Below are 18,763 nucleotides of genomic sequence, written 5' to 3'. Positions count from 1 at the left end.
CCGGACTTTCAAAAGTAAAAAAGGAGTATTAGCCTCTTTCGTCAACATCGTTTTAAATACGTGTCATGAGGGCCCTCTATGTTTCTCCTTTTCTTCTGATCTATTATATTACAAAGATATGAGAGGGTCGACGAGCGCAGCGATGTCGGGGTGAGTCGATGTAGCGCTATAATATTTACTTTCTCAATATTGATCAGTTCTTAAGTTGACGGCTATGTTCTTGAAAGGAGACAGGAGAGACGGAGCGTTACCAGGGGTGTGTAAATGAACATTCCACTTCAAGAACACACCCCTTCATACCTCTCAAGAGGGGAATTGCGCAATTCCATTGCGCAATATTTTTAAAAGCGACTTCCCTGATATCTCTTACTCATTTACAGCCCATCAAGAACATTTTAGGCATTGAATTGTATATTCATCGTTCACGCCCATAATTACTATTGCTGATGCCGCTAAATGTCGTTTTCTACGCCACCCTGTTTATCATTTTCACTACACTAATTCCCCTGATCCGTCACGATTTTTGGATCTTTCGTGTTTTTGAATATCCAAGGCTTCAAAAATTATTTTTGAACGGCGTTTTATTGGTCGCGGCATTATTTATCATTGATTACCAGCACATTAACGATTTAATACTGCTTGCCGCTATTGTTGCTAATTTCGTTTATTTAACACGATTGGTTTATCCCTTTACCCGCTTGGGCGAAAAGCAATTGATAGATAGCCGGTTTCCGCCGGGTGAGAATAATATCAAGCTGCTTATCGCCAATGTTTATCAGGAAAACAGGCAATCGCGCGCCTATCATCAACTCATAAAGGAATGCGATCCGGATGTGATATTAATGGTGGAAACCAACCATTGGTGGCAAAGTAAAATGGACGACATCAGGGCCAAATACCCGTATACCCTGGCAGCCCCGTTGGAAAACACGTATGGCCTGTTGCTGTATTCGCGACTGGAACTGCTTGACGGGGCTATCAATTATTTGGTTGAGGAGGATATTCCGTCTGCCGAAGTTAATGTAAAGTTGCTTTCGGGTAAGCTAATTAAACTGTACTGCCTGCACCCGCAGCCTCCTGTACCGCAGGAGAACCCGAGATCGACCGAGCGCGACAAAGAAATACTCATAGTTGCTGAAAAAGCAAAAGTGAGCGATATCCCGGTGCTGGTTATCGGCGACCTGAACGACGTAGCCTGGAGTTATACTACCGACCTGTTTTCGAAGATCAGCGGCTTATTAGACCCCAGAAAAGGCAGAGGCTTTTTTAACAGCTTTAACGCGAAGTATTTCTTTCTGCGGTTCCCCTTAGATCATATATTTTGCTCGGCCGACTTTACCCTAACCAGCATTAAGCGAATGAAAAGCTGCGGATCTGATCACTTCCCTATGTGTATCAGCCTGCAATACGATGATAAGGCTACCCATCTTCAGGATGAGCCTGTAGCTACTGCCGAAGAAAAAGAACTCGCAGATGAAAAGATCACCGTTGAAACGTAATTTGAAAAATAAATTCAACATAAAACCAAATACCGCGTCAGGGTAAAAGCCAACTCAGGTGTTTTAGGGGAAATAATTGATAACATTAATTCCCTTTTATGAAAACGCTTAAATTTTTAATGGTTTTATTTACCGCCCTGGTATTCGCACAAGTTAGTAAAGCGCAAACAGGTATTACCCTTGGTCTCCGCGCAGGTACCAATTACAGTAACTTGTACGGCAATCCCTCCACGTTCGACCGTAAAGGCAAAACAGGTATTGTAGCGGGTGTGTTCGCCCGCTTAGGCGATCGCTTATACATTGAGCCCGGTGTAAACTTCATTTCGTATGGATCAAAGTTTGATTTTCAGAACCAGCGTTATGACGCCAAATTCAATCAGATACAAGTGCCGTTGTTAGTCGGCTATAAGTTTATTGACCGGGAAAGTTTTAACGTACACGCGGGTGCCGGTGCCGAATTTGGCTTCAACCTCAACAAACCGGTTAAGGTGCAAAATTTCGCTTACAAAGATTTTACAACGGCAGGTAAGATAGCCGCGGGTGTCGACTTTAAAAACTTTTTGATCGACCTGGGCTATAGCTACAGCATCGCCAAAGTAAACAAAAGCCTCGACCAAAGAGCGGGCATTTACAGCTGTACCATTGGTTATAAATTCTGGTAAGGGTTGATCAATACCCCTGTTAAAACAGAACGGGCAGCTTTGAGGCTGCCCGTTCTGTTTCTCATGAATCAATTTTTTATAATTTATGCCCGCGTTGTATCATCGGTTTCTCCATTGATTGCTGTTTCAGCTCGCGCTGGATGCGTGGATTGGTATCTACCTGATGATTTAAATGCGGCGCGATCACCAGCGATACGATCGACATCAGCTTGATCAAAATATTCATCGACGGGCCTGAAGTATCCTTAAACGGATCGCCCACGGTATCACCTGTTACCGATGCTTTATGCGGTTCTGATTTTTTGTAATAGATCTCACCGTTGATCTCCACCCCTTTCTCGAAAGACTTTTTGGCGTTGTCCCACGCACCACCGGCATTGCTTTGGAAAATGCCCATCAGCACACCTGATACGGTAACACCGGCCAGTAAACCGCCCAATACTTCCGGTCCGAAAGCGAAACCGATAATGATGGGTGTAATGAGCGCGATCAATCCCGGGGCTACCATTTCGCGGATGGAGGCTTTGGTGGAAATATCCACGCACTTTTCATATTCAGGCTTGGCCTTATATTCCATAATGCCCGGTATCTCGCGAAACTGGCGGCGAACCTCTTCTACCATAGCCATAGCCGCGCGGCCTACTGCTGAAATAGCCAATGCCGAAAATATGAAAGGGATCATCCCCCCCACAAACAAACCGGCCAGTACATCGGCCTTGTAAATATCGATATGCTCAATACCCGCAACCCCCACAAAAGCCGCGAACAGCGCCAGTGAAGTTAACGCTGCCGAAGCAATAGCGAAGCCCTTACCTGTTGCGGCGGTAGTATTACCCACGGCATCCAGGTTATCGGTACGGTGCCTTACCTCTTCGGGCAGGCGGCTCATTTCGGCAATACCACCTGCGTTATCGGCTATCGGCCCGAAGGCATCGATGGCTAACTGCATAGCGGTAGTAGCCATCATACCGGCGGCAGCCACAGCCACACCGTATAAACCTGCAAAATGATACGAACCGTAAATACCCGCGGCCAACACCAGGATAGGTAACACGGTAGATTCCATCCCAATGGCCAAACCACCGATTATATTGGTTGCATGCCCTGTTGATGATTGCCTGATGATGCTCAATACCGGGCGCTTACCCATAGCCGTGTAGTATTCGGTAATGATAGACATTAGAGTACCCACAATCAACCCCACAATAATGGCCAGGAAAACGTCGGTTTTATCAAACTCTTTAGCACCAGGCTTTAATACTCCATCAACCACATCACGAGTGAGATGCATATCCTCGGTTGGCAGCATCCATTGCACCACAAAATAGGTTGCGATAGCCGTTAACACAATAGAAGCCCAGTTACCAATATTTAAAGCGTTTTGCACACTGTCAGTCTCGTTTTTAATTTTAACCAGTGACGCGCCTACTATGGAAAAGAGTAAACCTAAACCGGCAATTACCATCGGTAACAATACCGGGGCGATACCGCCAAAGTTATCGTGCGATACGATCTCGCGGCCCAGTACCATGGTAGCCAACATAGTAGCCACATACGAGCCGAACAGATCCGCGCCCATACCGGCTACGTCGCCCACGTTATCGCCTACGTTATCGGCAATGGTGGCAGGGTTACGTACGTCGTCCTCGGGGATACCCGCTTCTACCTTACCTACAAGGTCGGCACCTACGTCGGCAGCCTTAGTATATATACCACCGCCAACCCGCGCGAAGAGCGCGATAGACTCGGCACCTAATGAGAACCCGGCCAAAACATCCAGGGCTTTCGCCATGGCTTCGCCGTTTACATCACCACCTGTATTTTTAACATACATGGTATAAAACACAATAAATAACGATCCTAAACCTATAATAGCTAAACCGGCAACGCCAAGGCCCATCACGGTGCCACCGGTAAAAGATACTTTTAATGCTTTAGCCAAACTGGTACGCGCGGCTTCGGTAGTACGTACGTTAGCTTTGGTAGCTATACGCATACCAATAAAACCGGCAAATGCCGACAAGAACGCGCCGATAACAAAAGACACCGCGATAACCCAGCTTGATGTAGCTACGGTAGTACCCGAATAAGCCAGTAAAATACCGGCCACTACCACAAAATAGCTCAGCACTTTCCACTCGGCACGCAAAAATGCCATTGCCCCATCAGCGATGTAACCTGCAAGCTCGGTCATGTTAGCATCGCCTGCCGGTTGTTTGGTAACCCATGCTGCTTTTACGGCCATTACCAGTATACCCACCAACCCAAACAGGGGAATCAGATAAATTAAGTATTCGTTTAATAAGTCCATATTAATTATTTAGTTTATAAAAGGTGTAAAGCGTAATTGGTACCGCGATAATTCAGGGGATGCAAAATAGTAAATTAATTTATTTACAAGTAAATGATAATTATAAAGTTTTTTAAATAGATTAGGTGCACAGATTTGCCCTTAACGGGCGAAACTGGATTTTAACTGACACCACCTCAAAACAATTAAATGGAAGAAAACCCTACTCCCTCCAAACTCAAACACGAACTCGGCCTGCTCGATGGCACCATGCTGGTAGCGGGCTCCATGATAGGCTCCGGTATATTTATAGTTAGTGCCGATATTATACGCAATGTAGGCTCGGCAGGTTGGCTTATTGCTGTTTGGCTCATCACCGGCTTCATGACGCTCACCGCTGCCGTAAGCTATGGTGAACTTAGCGCCATGTTCCCCAAAGCAGGCGGGCAATACGTTTACCTTAAAGAAGCCTATAATAAGTTTGTGGCGTTTTTATACGGCTGGAGCTTTTTCGCCGTAATACAAACCGGAACTATAGCGGCCGTTGGCGTGGCGTTCTCTAAGTTTACCGCTTACCTTATTCCGGCGGTTAGTGAGGATAATATATTATTGACATTCAATATCGGGTTTGACGTTAAGATCAGCGCGGCGCAAATCGTGTCTATTGTGGTTATTCTCCTGCTTACTTACATCAATACTAAAGGTGTAAAAAACGGAAAGATCATACAAACAACCTTCACCCTTGCCAAACTGCTTAGTTTATTCGGGTTAATCGTTTTCGGGATACTGGCGTTTAAAACCGAAATATGGAACGCCAACTGGAGCAATGCCTGGGAAATGAAAGGCATGGATAAGGACGGCAATATATTAGGCAACCTTACACTCGCTACCGGCCTGGGTGCTATAGCCGCCTCACTGGTAGGTTCTATTTTTAGCAGCGATGCCTGGAACAACGTTACCTTTATAGCGGGCGAAATGAAAAACCCGCAGCGTAATATTGGCCTTAGCTTGTTTTTAGGTACGCTTATCGTTACCATTATTTATGTGTCGGCTAACGTAATGTATACCGCGGTACTGCCTTTGCATGATATTGCCACAGCCAATAAAGACAGGGTGGCCGTAGCTGCATCTACCGTTATATTTGGCGGCATAGGCACCAAAATTATCGCCCTGATGATCATGGTGTCAACCTTTGGTTGTAACAACGGCCTCATACTGGCAGGCGCGCGTGTTTATTATACCATGGCGAAGGATGGCTTGTTCTTTAAGAAAACTGGCACGCTTAATAAAAATTCGGTACCCGAATTTGGTTTATGGATACAGGCATTTGTAGCATCCATACTATCATTAAGCGGTCATTATGGTGATTTACTGGACATGATATCATTAGTGGTGGTAATATTTTACGTGCTTACCATTGTTGGGATTTATATTTTACGTGTTAAACGCCCTAATGCGGAACGCCCTTACAAAGCATTTGGTTACCCGGTATTACCCGCCATTTATGTATTGATGGGTTTAGCATTTTGTATACTGCTGCTTATTTATAAACCGGGCTATTCAAGGCCGGGACTTGTTATTGTACTGAGCGGTATACCTATTTATTTTGTAGCAAATTATATAGCAAAACGAAACGGGAAGGATGAAGAACAAACGGACGTGGTTAGTTAGTTTATTTTTGCTTGCAGGCCATGCTTATGCACAAAACCTGCAACAACAGTTAAAAACAGCATTTGATAAGTTACAGCAGGATAGCCAGTGCCGTTACGCGTCGGTATCGTTAACGGTGCTTGATGCTAAAACCGGCGAACAGGTATTTGCCGCCAACCCAAACATGGGTTTGGCTACGGCATCTACCTTAAAGGTAATTACCTCTATTACGGCTTTTAACCTGTTAGGGAAAGATTTTCAGTACCAAACCCAATTAGGTTATAATGGTACTATCGCTGCCGATGGCACCCTGAACGGCAATATCATTATTAAAGGCGGCGGCGACCCTACCCTGGGCAGCTGGCGCTACACTACAACTAAAGAAAGCTACGTGCTTAACCTGCTGGTTACCGCCCTGCAAAAAGCAGGCATTAAAAAAGTAAACGGCAGCATTATCGGCGATGATGGTGCTTATGGCACCCAGGCTATTCCCGATGGTTGGATATGGCAGGATGTGGGCAACTATTATGGGGCCGGTGCCAACGCCCTTGCGTGGCGCGAAAACCAATTCGATATTAAATTGAAGACCGGCGCGGTAGGCAGCGGTATCAGCGTGTTACGCACGGTGCCCAATATGCCTTACCTCAACTTTAGCAGCGAGCTAATTAACTCCGCTGCCGGTACCGGCGACAGGGCGTTTGTATATCTGCCAACAGGCGGCAAGCTGATGTATCTGCGTGGTACTTACGCTGTAGACCAAACCAAGAAAACCGTATCCGCCGCCGTGCCCGATCCTGCTTTTGAAGCAGCGTTCCGGTTAACCGATACCTTACAGGCACTGGGCATTAAGGTAAGCGGCGAACCGCAGTCGACCATTACTTATGACCTGAAAGGTCAGCAGATCCCGGCGATAGGTAAGCTGATCACCACCATAACATCACCCGACCTGGGCAGGATAGTGTATTGGCTCAACCAAAAAAGCGTGAACCTGTACGCCGAGCAACTGTTAAAAACCATAGCCATGAAGGCCGGTAAAGAACCCACCACACCCAACGGGGTGAAGGTATTGCAGGATTTTTGGAAGACCAAAGGCATCGACCCATATACCCTCAATATTTATGATGGCAGCGGACTTTCGCCCGGCGACAGGGTAACCACCCTTACCATGGCCCGGATACTGCAATCGGCAAAAAAGGAAAGCTGGTACAGTAGCTTTTACGAGAGCCTGCCCATTTATAACGATACCAAAATGAAGAGCGGCAGCATCAGCGATGTGCTTACCTACGCCGGTTACCAAACCTACAAAGGCCGCGAACTTTGCTATTCTATCATGGTGAATAACTACAATGGCAGCACCAAAGGCATTAAGGAGAAAATGTTTAAAGTTTTGGATGAAATGAAATGATCATCTTCAGAATAAAAACCTTAATCTAAAAAAGCATCGAAACTTCTTATAACAACAAACGCCTGGTTCTTACGACCAGGCGTTTGTTGTTAATGACTTTATATCTTTTGTTTTAAATAGCAGAGGCTTTACTTTTCGGTTTACTCAAAAGCTTCACAATAACATCACCAAAATCAAAATCGGTACTGCTTTGTCTCATTTCGGAGTTTAACAAGGCCAGCGCGCTTTTTTGGGCTTGATACTCTTCGGAACCAGGGTTTAGAAGGCTTTCTGCCGCTTTTTCGAATTTTGCATACCACAGGTCGTCACTTAAGTCTGCTGAAATAAACACCGCCGCGTTCTTTTTATTTAATTGCTTCGCCACATCATCGCGATCGTAACACCTGCTGCCCAAAATAATGGCAGGTACCTCGTGCAGAACCTGGTAGTTATAAGTTCCGCTGCCGCAATGGTGTATCATCAGGTTAACGTGTGAGCAAATGAATTGCATAGGTAAAACAGGCGCTGCAAAGATGAGCTTCCTTTGCTCTTCGCTGATACCGCTGTTATCTTCAAAGTTGGTGATTACGGCAACCCCTTTATTTAATAATGACTTGATGATAAACTGCGCTTTATTGGTGATCTCCGTTGGTTCGGTTAGGCCGTGTGTGAAATATACGATTGGCCTGTCTGCATGAGTATTAACAAAGGCTTCTACCTTAGCCCTGTTATCTTCATATTGGGCCCCTAATAAAGTGAGGTTTCCCATCAGGGCATCGTCTGCCAGGGTTAACGCGCCTGAATACACATAAGAGGTATCTTGCTTAAGCTGCTCCGGTAATTCTTCAATGGAGGCAGAAGAAGGGATGATATTGACGTCTCCAATAAACAGGTCGGCAATGCTTTTCGGGGTCCACATGCCTAAGCTTGGCAGGTTTAATTTTTCGATAGACTCTAAAAATTGGATGGCCTTTGAACTGTGTTTATAACCCGGTGTATTAATTTCATGAGGAATAACGCCCCTCCTCACTACCGAGATCCGCGGAATTTGACCGAAACGGGTAGAGAAAGCCGTAGTATAACTCAGGTCGTCAACAACCACATTGGGTTTAAACTTCGAAAAGGCGATCATTTCCGGCGTGGTTCTGTCCTCTGCTTTTTTATCAATATCGAGCACATTAAATTTAAATGCCCTAACATAAGCGTGGAAAGCCTTTGGTAAAAGAAAAGCGGTGTCAAAGTTATCCTTGTTTAATTTTTTTGCCAGCGCGATTAAAGGAATAATGTGCGACGGCATCGGGTTAGGAATAAACAATACTTTGACAGGATTAATTGATTGCTGCTTATTTTCGAAAGCGTGGTTTGTAACAGTTGGAGTAATTGGAGTGCTCATTTAATGATAAGTCAGTTTTGACCATGCAATATAAAACAATACTTAAAGTAACACCGGTATTTTCATATATTATTGTTAGTTTAAATATTTGTAACCTAAAACGTTTATCGAGTCGAAAAAGAGCCACAAAGACTCCTCATCTCCCTAACATTTTAAAACAAAGGCAATTAATATTGACATTCCCAAAAGTAGTATACTTATAAAACCCTTTTCATAAAGTATTATGCCTTTTATATATTATCTTAGTGGCTTGTAAGTATCGAACCTTAAAAGTGGTTCGATGCTTATAAGACCTTGACTTTATAACAACAGCAGGAAACGTGAAAATTTCAGGCTAAAGTCCGGCAGGTTTTTACTTATGCGCGGAGAAAAAAGATTTTGATAATGCCGTTTTATTCGTGATTACGGCAATTATATAAATAGTGCAGCAAGGGATATCTTCTTCACGCTTGTATCGATATAAATTATCGAAAAACAGTAAAAGCGTTCCGGTTTAAAGTCAGCAATAATTTAATATATAAAATCAGCGATTAGCGAAAACAAACCCGGTCGTTTGAACTTTATATCAGCGAAAACAGTCAACATATTTCACACCAGCTTATAGCCGCAGATCTGTAGCTTGTAAGCAGGTTAAAAAGATGCCTGATCCGGCCTTAAACCAATTACTTTCCCTAAGCGGGTATGCTCGTACCCCAAATACAATACGCTTTAAGCAATGCCCGTGGCAATGCTGTAATAAGCACTGTTAACTTATTGTATCCTTAGTATTTATCGAATAACAAATAACGGCAGCCAGGGTGCTTAAACCCGGTTATTGCAATTATGTGTGATAAATCTTTTCTAAATAATTAAACATTTCAATTTTGACTGCGTATAACTGGCATTATTACAAATGTTTGCCTGCCACACCAAACATCAAAAAATAATTTTTTGCGGTTAAGCAGGCGAAAAACTATGGATCGAAGTAAGGCTTCATTGATCAATTTAATTTATAGCAGACGCAAAACAGATATCGGTTTATGAAGAACCTTCTACTCGTATTTTTCTTTCTATTTCTATCACTAACGGGGTATAGCCAATGTGCTACCGGCGTAAAAATCGACGCGCCGGTAACTGCCATTTGTGCCGGTACGCCTGTTAGGTTAACTGCAAACGTAACCGGGGCGGCGAGTGGCAGTTATACTTATGCCTGGAGCACCGGCGAAACTACGCCTTATATTGATGTGAACAGGGCCGGTAGCTATACAGTGACTATCAATAGCCCCGGCTGTCCGCCTATAACCAGCAAGGCGGTTACCACTACTACATTGGTGCAGCCCGATCGTCCAGGTGTAAGCAATCCGGGCTCTATTTGTCCAGGATCCTCGGCGACCCTAACTGCTACAGGCCCTAATGGAGGTGTTTTTGAGTGGTTTGACGCGCAAGATGGCGGCACGCTTTTACACACCGGAAAAACCTTCACCGTTGATAGTGTTAACGCTAATAAAACATATTGGGTTCAGGTTACCCTTAATGCGTGTCCAAGCGACCGTTCTGGTGTACAGGTGCGGGTGATTACCCCTCCTGTTGTCAACAGCAATTCGCCGGTATGCGCGGGTGGCAGTGTTACTTTTGAAGCCAATGCAGGGGCAGATTCTTACGCCTGGTACGATAACCCAGCGGGTACAGGATTGCCTTTAGGTACCGCCCCTACTTTTACTACACCTGTCTTAACTCAGAATAAATCTTATTATCTAATTGCTGTTGTAAACGGCTGTCCGACTAGAAGAACTGTAAGTGCCAGGGTTCTCCCCCAATTAACTCCTCCGGTCATTACCGGCACTAAAACTATATGCGCGGGCAATGGGGCCGAGCTACATGCTTCTGCGGATGGTGTAGTAAAATGGTACGAAACAAGAAACAGTACAATACCGTTGATTTCCAGTTTGGACTTTTCAACAAAGATATTAACCGCCAACACTACCTTTTGGGTAGAAACTACCGTTGGCGATTGCAAAAGCGACCGCGTGCCGGTAACGGTAACCGTTATACCGGTACCCACAAAACCTGCCGACCAAACCATCACCGTTTGCCAGGGTGAAGTAAAAACTTTAGTAGCCGGACCGGGTAATTACCAGTGGTATGATGCTATAGGGCGTGCGCTTACATCAAATGCCGATGGCAGCTATACTACACCGGCATTAAGGCGCAGCACCAGCTACTTTGTACAGGCCAGCAACGGCCAGTGCGGCAGCGACAGGGCCGAAATAAAAATTACGGTAAACAATACGCCTGATAACCCTTCGGTAACTGTACCACTGATTTGTAATGGCACACCGGCTACCTTAACCGCCACCAATCCCGGTGGTAGCTATGAGTGGTTCACTTCATCAACTGCCACTACCCCTATTGCCCGCGGCGATGTATTTACCACACCGCAACCTTTAACAGCCACTACAACTTACTATGTACAAACCACCGTTAACGGCTGCGTAAGCAGGCGTGTTGCAGTACGTGTAACCGTATTGCCGGCCGTAGGTACGCCTACGGCAAATAACGCGACGGTATGCTCAGGCAACGGAATAAGACTCATCGCGTCGGGTGTTGATGACGCGGCTTTTGAATGGTTTGATGCCCCTTCCGGCGGCAACTCCCTATCAACCAATGCAAGCTACAATACGCCTGCTTTAAACACTACTACAACTTACTATGTACAGGCCACGGTTGATGGCTGTACAGGTCCGCGTAAGGCGGTTACGGTAACGGTTAACCCTACACCGCAATTGCCAACTTCATCATCATCAGGTACACTGGTATGTTATAACAACCCTGCCGATCTGCAAGCTAACTCACCTGATGGCGGAACCATTACATGGTATGATAGTCCTACCGGCGGGTCACCTTTACACACAGGCAATAATTTCCATACCCCTAACTTGCAGCAGGGCACTACTTACTACGCGCAAAACAATTCAGGTACATGTAACAGCACCAGGCTGCCGGTAAAGGTTAATGTAAACCCGCAATATAATACCGGCTTCCTGTATTCATCGGGCACTTACGATTCTACCAGTCCCGATCCCACACCTGTTAAAGTAAATCCGGCACCAGGTATTTTTACAGCGGCACCGGCAGGTTTAGTATTTGTTGATAACACCACAGGCAAGATCGATATCAGTGCTACTACACCGGGTTCATACATTATCACTTATACGTACCAGGGGCTATGCCCGGGCAGCTATAGTGCGCCAATTATTATTAATGCTAACCCGAAACCGGAGTTTGCTTACAATGGCCCTTATTGCCAAAATCAGGCTAACCCTACCCCGGTATTTAATTTGGGCACCGGTCCGGGCGTATTTTCGGCCACACCGGGCGGGCTGGTATTTGTGAACGTTACCACCGGCCAGATAGACCTGCGGGCAAGTACTCCCGGCACCTATCAGGTAACAAATACCGTTACACTTAGCGATGGTTCTACCAAAACATTTACTCAACCTGTAACTATTAATGGTGTGGTTGATGTTAATGCAGGGCCCGATCAAATAGTTAAGCCTGGAGATATTGTTCGCTTAAGCGGAACAGTTAGTAACTCATCCGGACAAAGATGGAGCGGAGGACTGGGTGTTTTCAGTAACCCTACCGGCAAAACAACAAATTATACCCCGGCACCGGGTGAAACTGTGGCTACGCTTACCTTAACATCTAACGATCCTCCAGGGCCATGCGGTCCTAATGCCGACCAGGTGGTGATCCGTATTAACCCTATTCCGCCTAAGCCTACGGTACAGGATCCGGGAGAGATATGCTATAACACTTCAACCATATTGAAGGCAACCGGGCCGGGCGGTGTATACCGGTGGTTCAGCACTATTGATGGTACAACTCCGCTTCAGGAAGGTGCTGAATTTATCACACCTAACTTAACGGCTACTACCAAATATTATGTTCAAACTTCCATTGGCAGTATTACCGGTGAACGCACAGAAGTAACAGTTACCGTTAAACCGGTAGTTGCCAAACCAATCGTACCGGCAATGGTGACGATATGTAAAGGCGGTCAGCTGGAAATTACGGCTACAGGCTCGCCAACCAGCTATAAATGGTATAATGCACCGGTTGGTGGTGTGCCTATATCATTAGATGCTACCCTTGTTGTAAGTAACTTTAATGCTAATGATACCTACTATGTACAAACCACTGTTAACGGTTGCACCAGTGAAAGAAGCAGGGTAGATGCACGCGTTACGGCCGTACCAACCATCACCAGCGCGAGCGAAGCGGTTGTGTGCAGCGGCAAACCATTGCCTTATACTATTACTTCGATAGTTTCTACAGCTACTTTTAAATGGAGTCGTGCCCAGGTACCCGGCATCAGCAATGCCCCGGTTATTGATCAAACTTCAAATACCATTGATGAATTGCTGATCAACACAAGCGCTGCCGCGATTGATGTGATTTATACCATTGTATCAACTGATAATTCGTGCTCGGCAGTGCCATTTGAATATACTGTTACCGTATACCCGACACCGATACTGGTCAGTTCAGATGTCAACACAGTCTGTAACGAGAAGTTGAATAATTATGTGATTACATTCAATACGCCAACTATTTTCAGTTGGAGCCGAGAGGCAGTTCCAGGAATTGACAATGCTGCTGTAAATGGACAACATAGCAGTACCATCCGGGAGTTCTTATCAAATACAACAGATGCACCTATTGATGTTACCTATGTGCTAACTTACGCCACCGCTAATTGCGAAGGAGGCCCGTCAAACGTGCGAATGACAGTTAATCCTGATGTGCGTATAACCAGCGCAACGACCGGGGCTATCTGTAGTGGAAATGCATTAGCTTATGATATTACCTCCAACGTATCTTCAGCAAGCTTCAGTTGGACCCGCACTGATGTTCCCGGAATCGATAATCCAGCAGCTACAGGAATCTCAGCCAAGATTGAAGAAGCGCTCATTAATACTACGAACTCGCCAATCACTGTAATTTACGACATTACCCCTATCGCGTTTGGCTGTACAGGTAAAACCATACAATATCGTGTTACTGTAAACCCGGTACCGGCAAAACCGCAGGCCAACAGCAATTCCCCGGTTTGTATGGGAAAAGACATCATATTACGTACTCCGAACGTGCGCAACGGCACCTTCCTGTGGACAGGCCCAAATGGTTTCACCTCAACCGATCAGAATCCAGCCGATATTAAAAATGCAACCACTGCAAATGCCGGTAAGTATACCCTCATCGTTACCACCAATGGCTGTTCAAGTGAGGTTGGCGAGGTAATAGTCGTGGTAAACGCTCCGCCTGTACCACATGCAGGAAATGACGCGCTGATATGCCCAACCGACAATGAAATACAGCTTAACGGAACTATGGAAGGTGGTACCACCACCGGCGAATGGAGCACTAACGGTACCGGTACTTTTTCGCCTGCATTTAACGTGCTTAATGCAAAATATATACCGTCGGCACAGGATAAAGCCAGCGGTAAAGTGATATTAACCCTTACTTCAACCAGTACAGATGATTGCGCCAAAGCTACCGACCAGGTTGAATATGCCTTCGGGTTAAGGCCGGCATCAGATGCCGGAGCAGATATTGAAACTTGTATTGAAGATCGCAGTGTTAGACTACATGGTAAACCCGGCGCAGACTTTACCGGCACCAGCTTTACCTGGACCACTACTAACGGAACAGGAACATTCAGTTCGCCTAATAGCCTCGACGGTGTTTATTTGCCAAGCGATGCCGACAGAAAAGGCGGAGCCGCAATAGGCCTCAAACTAACTGCTAATAACCCAGGCACCTGCTTTTACGCATCGGATGAAACAGTTATTAAATTTATACCGCCGCCAACAGTCAACGCGGGCGGCGTGCGTTATGTATTGGAGGGTAAAACCATAACCCTTAACCCAACAGTAAGCGATGAAAATGTTACTTACCTGTGGACACCTAATATCGGACTGAGTGACAACACCATCAAAAACCCGATACTCACCGGCACCGGCGACCGTGCCTATACTTTGCAGATAACCGATAGCCGTGGTTGTCCCAATACAGATGTACTTTCCATAAAAGTGTCACCTGATATTACCATACCAAACACCTTTACCCCTAACGGCGATGGTATAAACGATGTGTGGCAAATACGCGGATTAATAGCTTATGAGGACGCGATAGTAGACATATTCAATCGTTACGGCCAGCCCATATTCCACTCTATAGGTTATCCAACCCCATGGGATGGTACCTTTAGCGGAAAAGGCTTGCCTGCCGCTACATATTACTATGTAATAGATACCCGATCAGGCGGTCCAAAACTCACCGGTTACGTCACTATTTTAAGATAATAATAATGCAGTAAGCTTTTAGCTTATTGCATTATTATGGCTTTATTAAAAAATCAACAAAATATGATATTGTAAAATGTATCCTCACATTTTATTGACATATTTGTTGTAATACAAGTTCAATATCTAAACTAAAAATAGTTACCAATGCAGGAATTAGATCCATCCGTTCTTCAGAAAGTAAATACATGGCTTGAAGGCAACTACGATGCCGAAGTGAAGCAACAAATACAGAAATTGCTTGATGATAAGGCTTACACAGAGTTAACCGATTCGTTTTACCGCGATCTTGAATTTGGTACCGGCGGCTTACGTGGTATCATGGGTCCGGGTTCAAACCGTATTAATAAATACACCATTGGCGCTGCTACCCAGGGCCTAAGCAATCATCTTAAAAAAAGCTACCCTAACGAGCAGATAAAAGTTGCCATAGCACATGATAGCCGTAACAACTCTGATCTGTTTTCAGGCGTAACCGCCGATGTATTTTCGGCCAATGGTATCCATGTTTACTTTTTTGAGGCGTTAAGGCCTACCCCAGAACTATCATATGCTATTCGCGAACTGGGCTGCAAAAGCGGTGTAATGCTTACCGCGTCGCACAATCCTAAAGAATACAACGGCTACAAAGCCTACGGCGCCGATGGCGGCCAGTTCGTTTTCCCGGAAGACGAGGCGGTAATGAAAGAAGTAGCAGCAGTAAGCAGTGTTGACGATATTAAATTTGACCGCATTGCCGAAAACGTAGAACTGATAGGCGCGGACATTGATAATTCGTATCTTGAAAAGATCGCTAAACTATCGGTATCACCTGATGCTATCAAACGTCAGAAAGACCTGAAGATCGTTTACTCTCCTATCCACGGGACCGGTATCACTTTAGTGCCTAAAGCGCTGGAACTTTTCGGTTTCGAAAATGTGATAGTTGTTGAAGAACAGGCTACACCGGATGGCAACTTCCCAACAGTAGTATACCCTAACCCTGAAGAAAAAGAAGCCCTTACCCTAGCCCTTAAAAAAGCTCAGGAAGTGGATGCCGACCTTGTTTTGGCTACCGACCCTGATGCCGACCGTGTGGGTATCGCGGTTAAAAATACCGATAACGAGTTCGTATTGCTTAACGGTAACCAAACCGGCAGCATGCTCATCAACTACCTGCTTACCGCATGGCAGGAAAGCGGCAAACTTACTGGTAACGAGTACATTGTTAAAACCATTGTAACCTCAAACCTGATTGAGCGCATTGCCGAAGCTAAAAATGTAACCTACTATAACACTTTAACCGGTTTTAAATATATTGGTGAACTAATGACTAAGTTTGAAGGCAAACAAACGTTTATTGGTGGCGGCGAAGAAAGCTATGGTTACCTGATTGGCGAACTGGTGCGTGATAAAGATGCGGTAGTATCAAGCGCGTTCATTTCTGAAATGACAGCCTTCTACAAAGATAAAGGCAGCAGCTTGTTTGAAGCCTTGCTGGATACCTATATCGAGTATGGTTTCTTTAAAGAGAAACTGATCTCCATCACCAAAAAAGGCAAAACCGGTGCCGAGGAAATTGTCGCCATGATGGAAAAATTCAGGAACAACCCTCCTGCTACCCTGGGCGGCTCAAAAGTTATCGCGTTAAAAGATTACGAGAAGAGCATAGAAACTGATTTGAACAGCAATACCACCAAGGCAATTGAATTGCCTAAGTCGGATGTATTGCAATTCATTACCGAAGATGGCAGCATTATTTCTGCCCGTCCGTCGGGTACTGAACCAAAGATAAAATTCTATTGCAGCGTAAACGGCAAACTGGAAAGCAAAGCAGCCTATAAAGCAACCGATGAGCAATTGGATGCAAAGATCAATGCGATAATGCAGGATCTGGGCGTGTAACTACTGTTAGTCAATGAAGAGGCCAGAATAGGATATCTATTCTGGCCTCTTATATCATATTGTTATAACTTCCAATCCCCAACCGGAAATAGCGGGTTTACTGGAAATCTCATTTTCGAGTAGATATATTCCATCTATAAAAACTTTAAATAAGCGACCTGCAAATCACTACTTAAGTAAAAGATAGCCAGTTTTACTTTTTTTACCGCCATCACTGGCCGTATATTCAATCACATAATAATAGGTGCCAGCCTTTTGAAGTCGCCCATCGATACTCGATCGGCCATCAAATACACGGTCCTTATTGTTGTAATCGAACGCATTGTAAACAGGCAATCCGTTGTGGTCATAAATAGTAACCTTGTTTTTTAAATAATTTTCCAAACCATCGATAATAAACACATCATTCACACCATCGCCGTTTGGTGATAATGCCTGGTTAACAGTAATTTTTTCGTTCGCTGCGTTTTGACTGCTGTCTACAGCAGCGGTAGGGGCAATACTCGATGTTGCTACAAGCGAGGTAGTTCGAGTGGTAACTGCATTTACCGAAATAGTGATGTTAGCTGTACTTGAACCACTGGTATTATAGGCTGTAATCGTATACTTAGTCGCAGCAATAATCTCGGTAGGTTGCCCGGTGATTTGGCCTGTAGTAGTATTGAAAACCAAACCTGCAGGTAAAGGGGCATTGATACTATAACAAGCGGCGGTTGATTTAACAATAGAATTTGTACCATAATCAGCAACTAATAAATTGCCCGATGCGTCAAACGCCACCTGCCTTGGTGAATTTAGGCCAGTTGATAATACAGTGGTAACTTTACCTGCAGGGCTTATTCGTTTAATGGCATTGTTGCCATAGTCGGCGACATAAATATTATCAAATTTATCTTTACTTAAATGGCGTGGGCCTTTAAAACCGCTTGCAAATGTAGTGCGCACTAATGATCCGGGAGCAACTTTAATAATGTTATTTGAAGCCTGCTGGCTGATATACAGGTTATTTGCAGAATCAAATACAATGCCGTAAGGTTTACTAAGTCCACTTAAGTAAACGACAGGTGTCACGGTGCCTGCTTTGATTCGATAAATGGTGCCAGTAAAATAATTGGCAACATATATATTGCTGCCGGAGTCAAAAGCAATACCATAAGGGTCACTAAAGCCTCTAATTTTGGCTAACAATGTACCAGACTGGTTATACTTTAAAAGACTATTCTGCGTAAACTGAGCAATATAAATATTACCCGCTTTGTCAATACCAACCCCGGACGCCTGGTTATCCCCGGTATTTACTGTCCCTAGTACTTTCCCGGACTTATCCAATTTGGAGAGATTTCCACTGTAGATACTAGTCGTGTAAATACAGTTTTCAGCATCGACTGCTAAACTAAAGGGTGTCTGATACGATGAAAGTAACGCTGGGGCAGCGTATTTCGACGGATAAACAGCGCCACCCGTATTAACAGGCGATATCGGAGTAATGGCCTTCCCTACTATGAAAGTGCCTGATGATGGGTACGTAATTGCCGGCGAAGTTTGTGCTTGAGCATTTACATTATTATCCCACAGTCCGAATACAAAAACGAATCCAAATAATAAATGCTTTTTCAAATCAGTAACAGCTTATTAAGCCAATGGTAATGAT

The 18,763-nt window shown here is 44.8% G+C and carries 9 protein-coding genes; 6 read left to right on the top strand and 3 right to left on the bottom strand.

The window, feature by feature from the left end; translation table 11 throughout:
- Positions 1-446 precede the first annotated feature (446 nt).
- On the top strand, positions 447-1,499 hold the full coding sequence (locus ABD894_RS19510; protein WP_345212753.1) for an endonuclease/exonuclease/phosphatase family protein: 1,053 nt from the start codon (positions 447-449) through the stop codon (positions 1,497-1,499).
- A 98-nt stretch (positions 1,500-1,597) separates the two neighbouring features.
- Complete coding sequence (locus ABD894_RS19505; RefSeq protein WP_345212752.1) at positions 1,598-2,161, top strand: porin family protein; 564 nt, start codon at positions 1,598-1,600, stop codon at positions 2,159-2,161.
- 76 nt (positions 2,162-2,237) lie between these two features.
- Here the strand turns inward: ABD894_RS19505 and ABD894_RS19500 are convergent, their stop codons facing one another.
- Complete coding sequence (locus ABD894_RS19500; RefSeq protein ID WP_345212751.1) at positions 2,238-4,472, bottom strand: sodium-translocating pyrophosphatase; 2,235 nt, start codon at positions 4,470-4,472, stop codon at positions 2,238-2,240.
- Between the two features lie 189 nt (positions 4,473-4,661).
- Between ABD894_RS19500 and ABD894_RS19495 the strand changes: the two genes are divergently transcribed.
- Both ABD894_RS19495 and dacB read left to right on the top strand, forming a co-directional pair.
- Positions 4,662-6,122, top strand: coding sequence for an APC family permease (locus tag ABD894_RS19495; RefSeq protein WP_345212750.1), 1,461 nt, complete (start codon positions 4,662-4,664; stop codon positions 6,120-6,122).
- Positions 6,094-7,506 carry a D-alanyl-D-alanine carboxypeptidase/D-alanyl-D-alanine endopeptidase gene (gene dacB / locus ABD894_RS19490; protein ID WP_345212749.1) on the top strand — a complete coding sequence of 471 codons (1,413 nt, stop codon included), beginning with the start codon at positions 6,094-6,096 and terminating at the stop codon, positions 7,504-7,506. Before ABD894_RS19495 ends, dacB begins: the two co-directional genes overlap by 29 nt.
- Positions 7,507-7,618: 112 nt before the next feature.
- Here dacB and ABD894_RS19485 read toward each other — a convergent pair whose 3' ends face one another.
- Positions 7,619-8,878, bottom strand: coding sequence for a glycosyltransferase (locus tag ABD894_RS19485; RefSeq protein WP_345212748.1), 1,260 nt, complete (start codon positions 8,876-8,878; stop codon positions 7,619-7,621).
- Between the two features lie 1,019 nt (positions 8,879-9,897).
- On the opposite strand from ABD894_RS19485, the gene ABD894_RS19480 reads away from it, so the two are divergent.
- Entirely contained in the window at positions 9,898-15,228 is a 5,331-nt protein-coding gene (locus ABD894_RS19480; protein ID WP_345212747.1) for an Ig-like domain-containing protein, read from the top strand.
- 147 nt (positions 15,229-15,375) lie between these two features.
- The gene (locus ABD894_RS19475; RefSeq protein ID WP_345212746.1) at positions 15,376-17,112 is read left to right on the top strand and encodes a phospho-sugar mutase; all 1,737 of its coding nucleotides are present in this window, start codon (positions 15,376-15,378) and stop codon (positions 17,110-17,112) included.
- A 168-nt stretch (positions 17,113-17,280) separates the two neighbouring features.
- Here the strand turns inward: ABD894_RS19475 and ABD894_RS19470 are convergent, their stop codons facing one another.
- The gene (locus tag ABD894_RS19470) at positions 17,281-18,729 is read right to left on the bottom strand and encodes a T9SS type B sorting domain-containing protein (RefSeq protein ID WP_345212745.1); all 1,449 of its coding nucleotides are present in this window, start codon (positions 18,727-18,729) and stop codon (positions 17,281-17,283) included.
- Positions 18,730-18,763: the final 34 nt, after the last annotated feature.

Origin of the sequence: Mucilaginibacter gynuensis (assembly GCF_039541195.1) — a bacterium.
Taxonomy (GTDB): domain Bacteria; phylum Bacteroidota; class Bacteroidia; order Sphingobacteriales; family Sphingobacteriaceae; genus Mucilaginibacter; species Mucilaginibacter gynuensis.
Note: the sequence above shows the minus strand (reverse complement) of the source record. Positions and strands in the feature narration are given on the sequence as shown.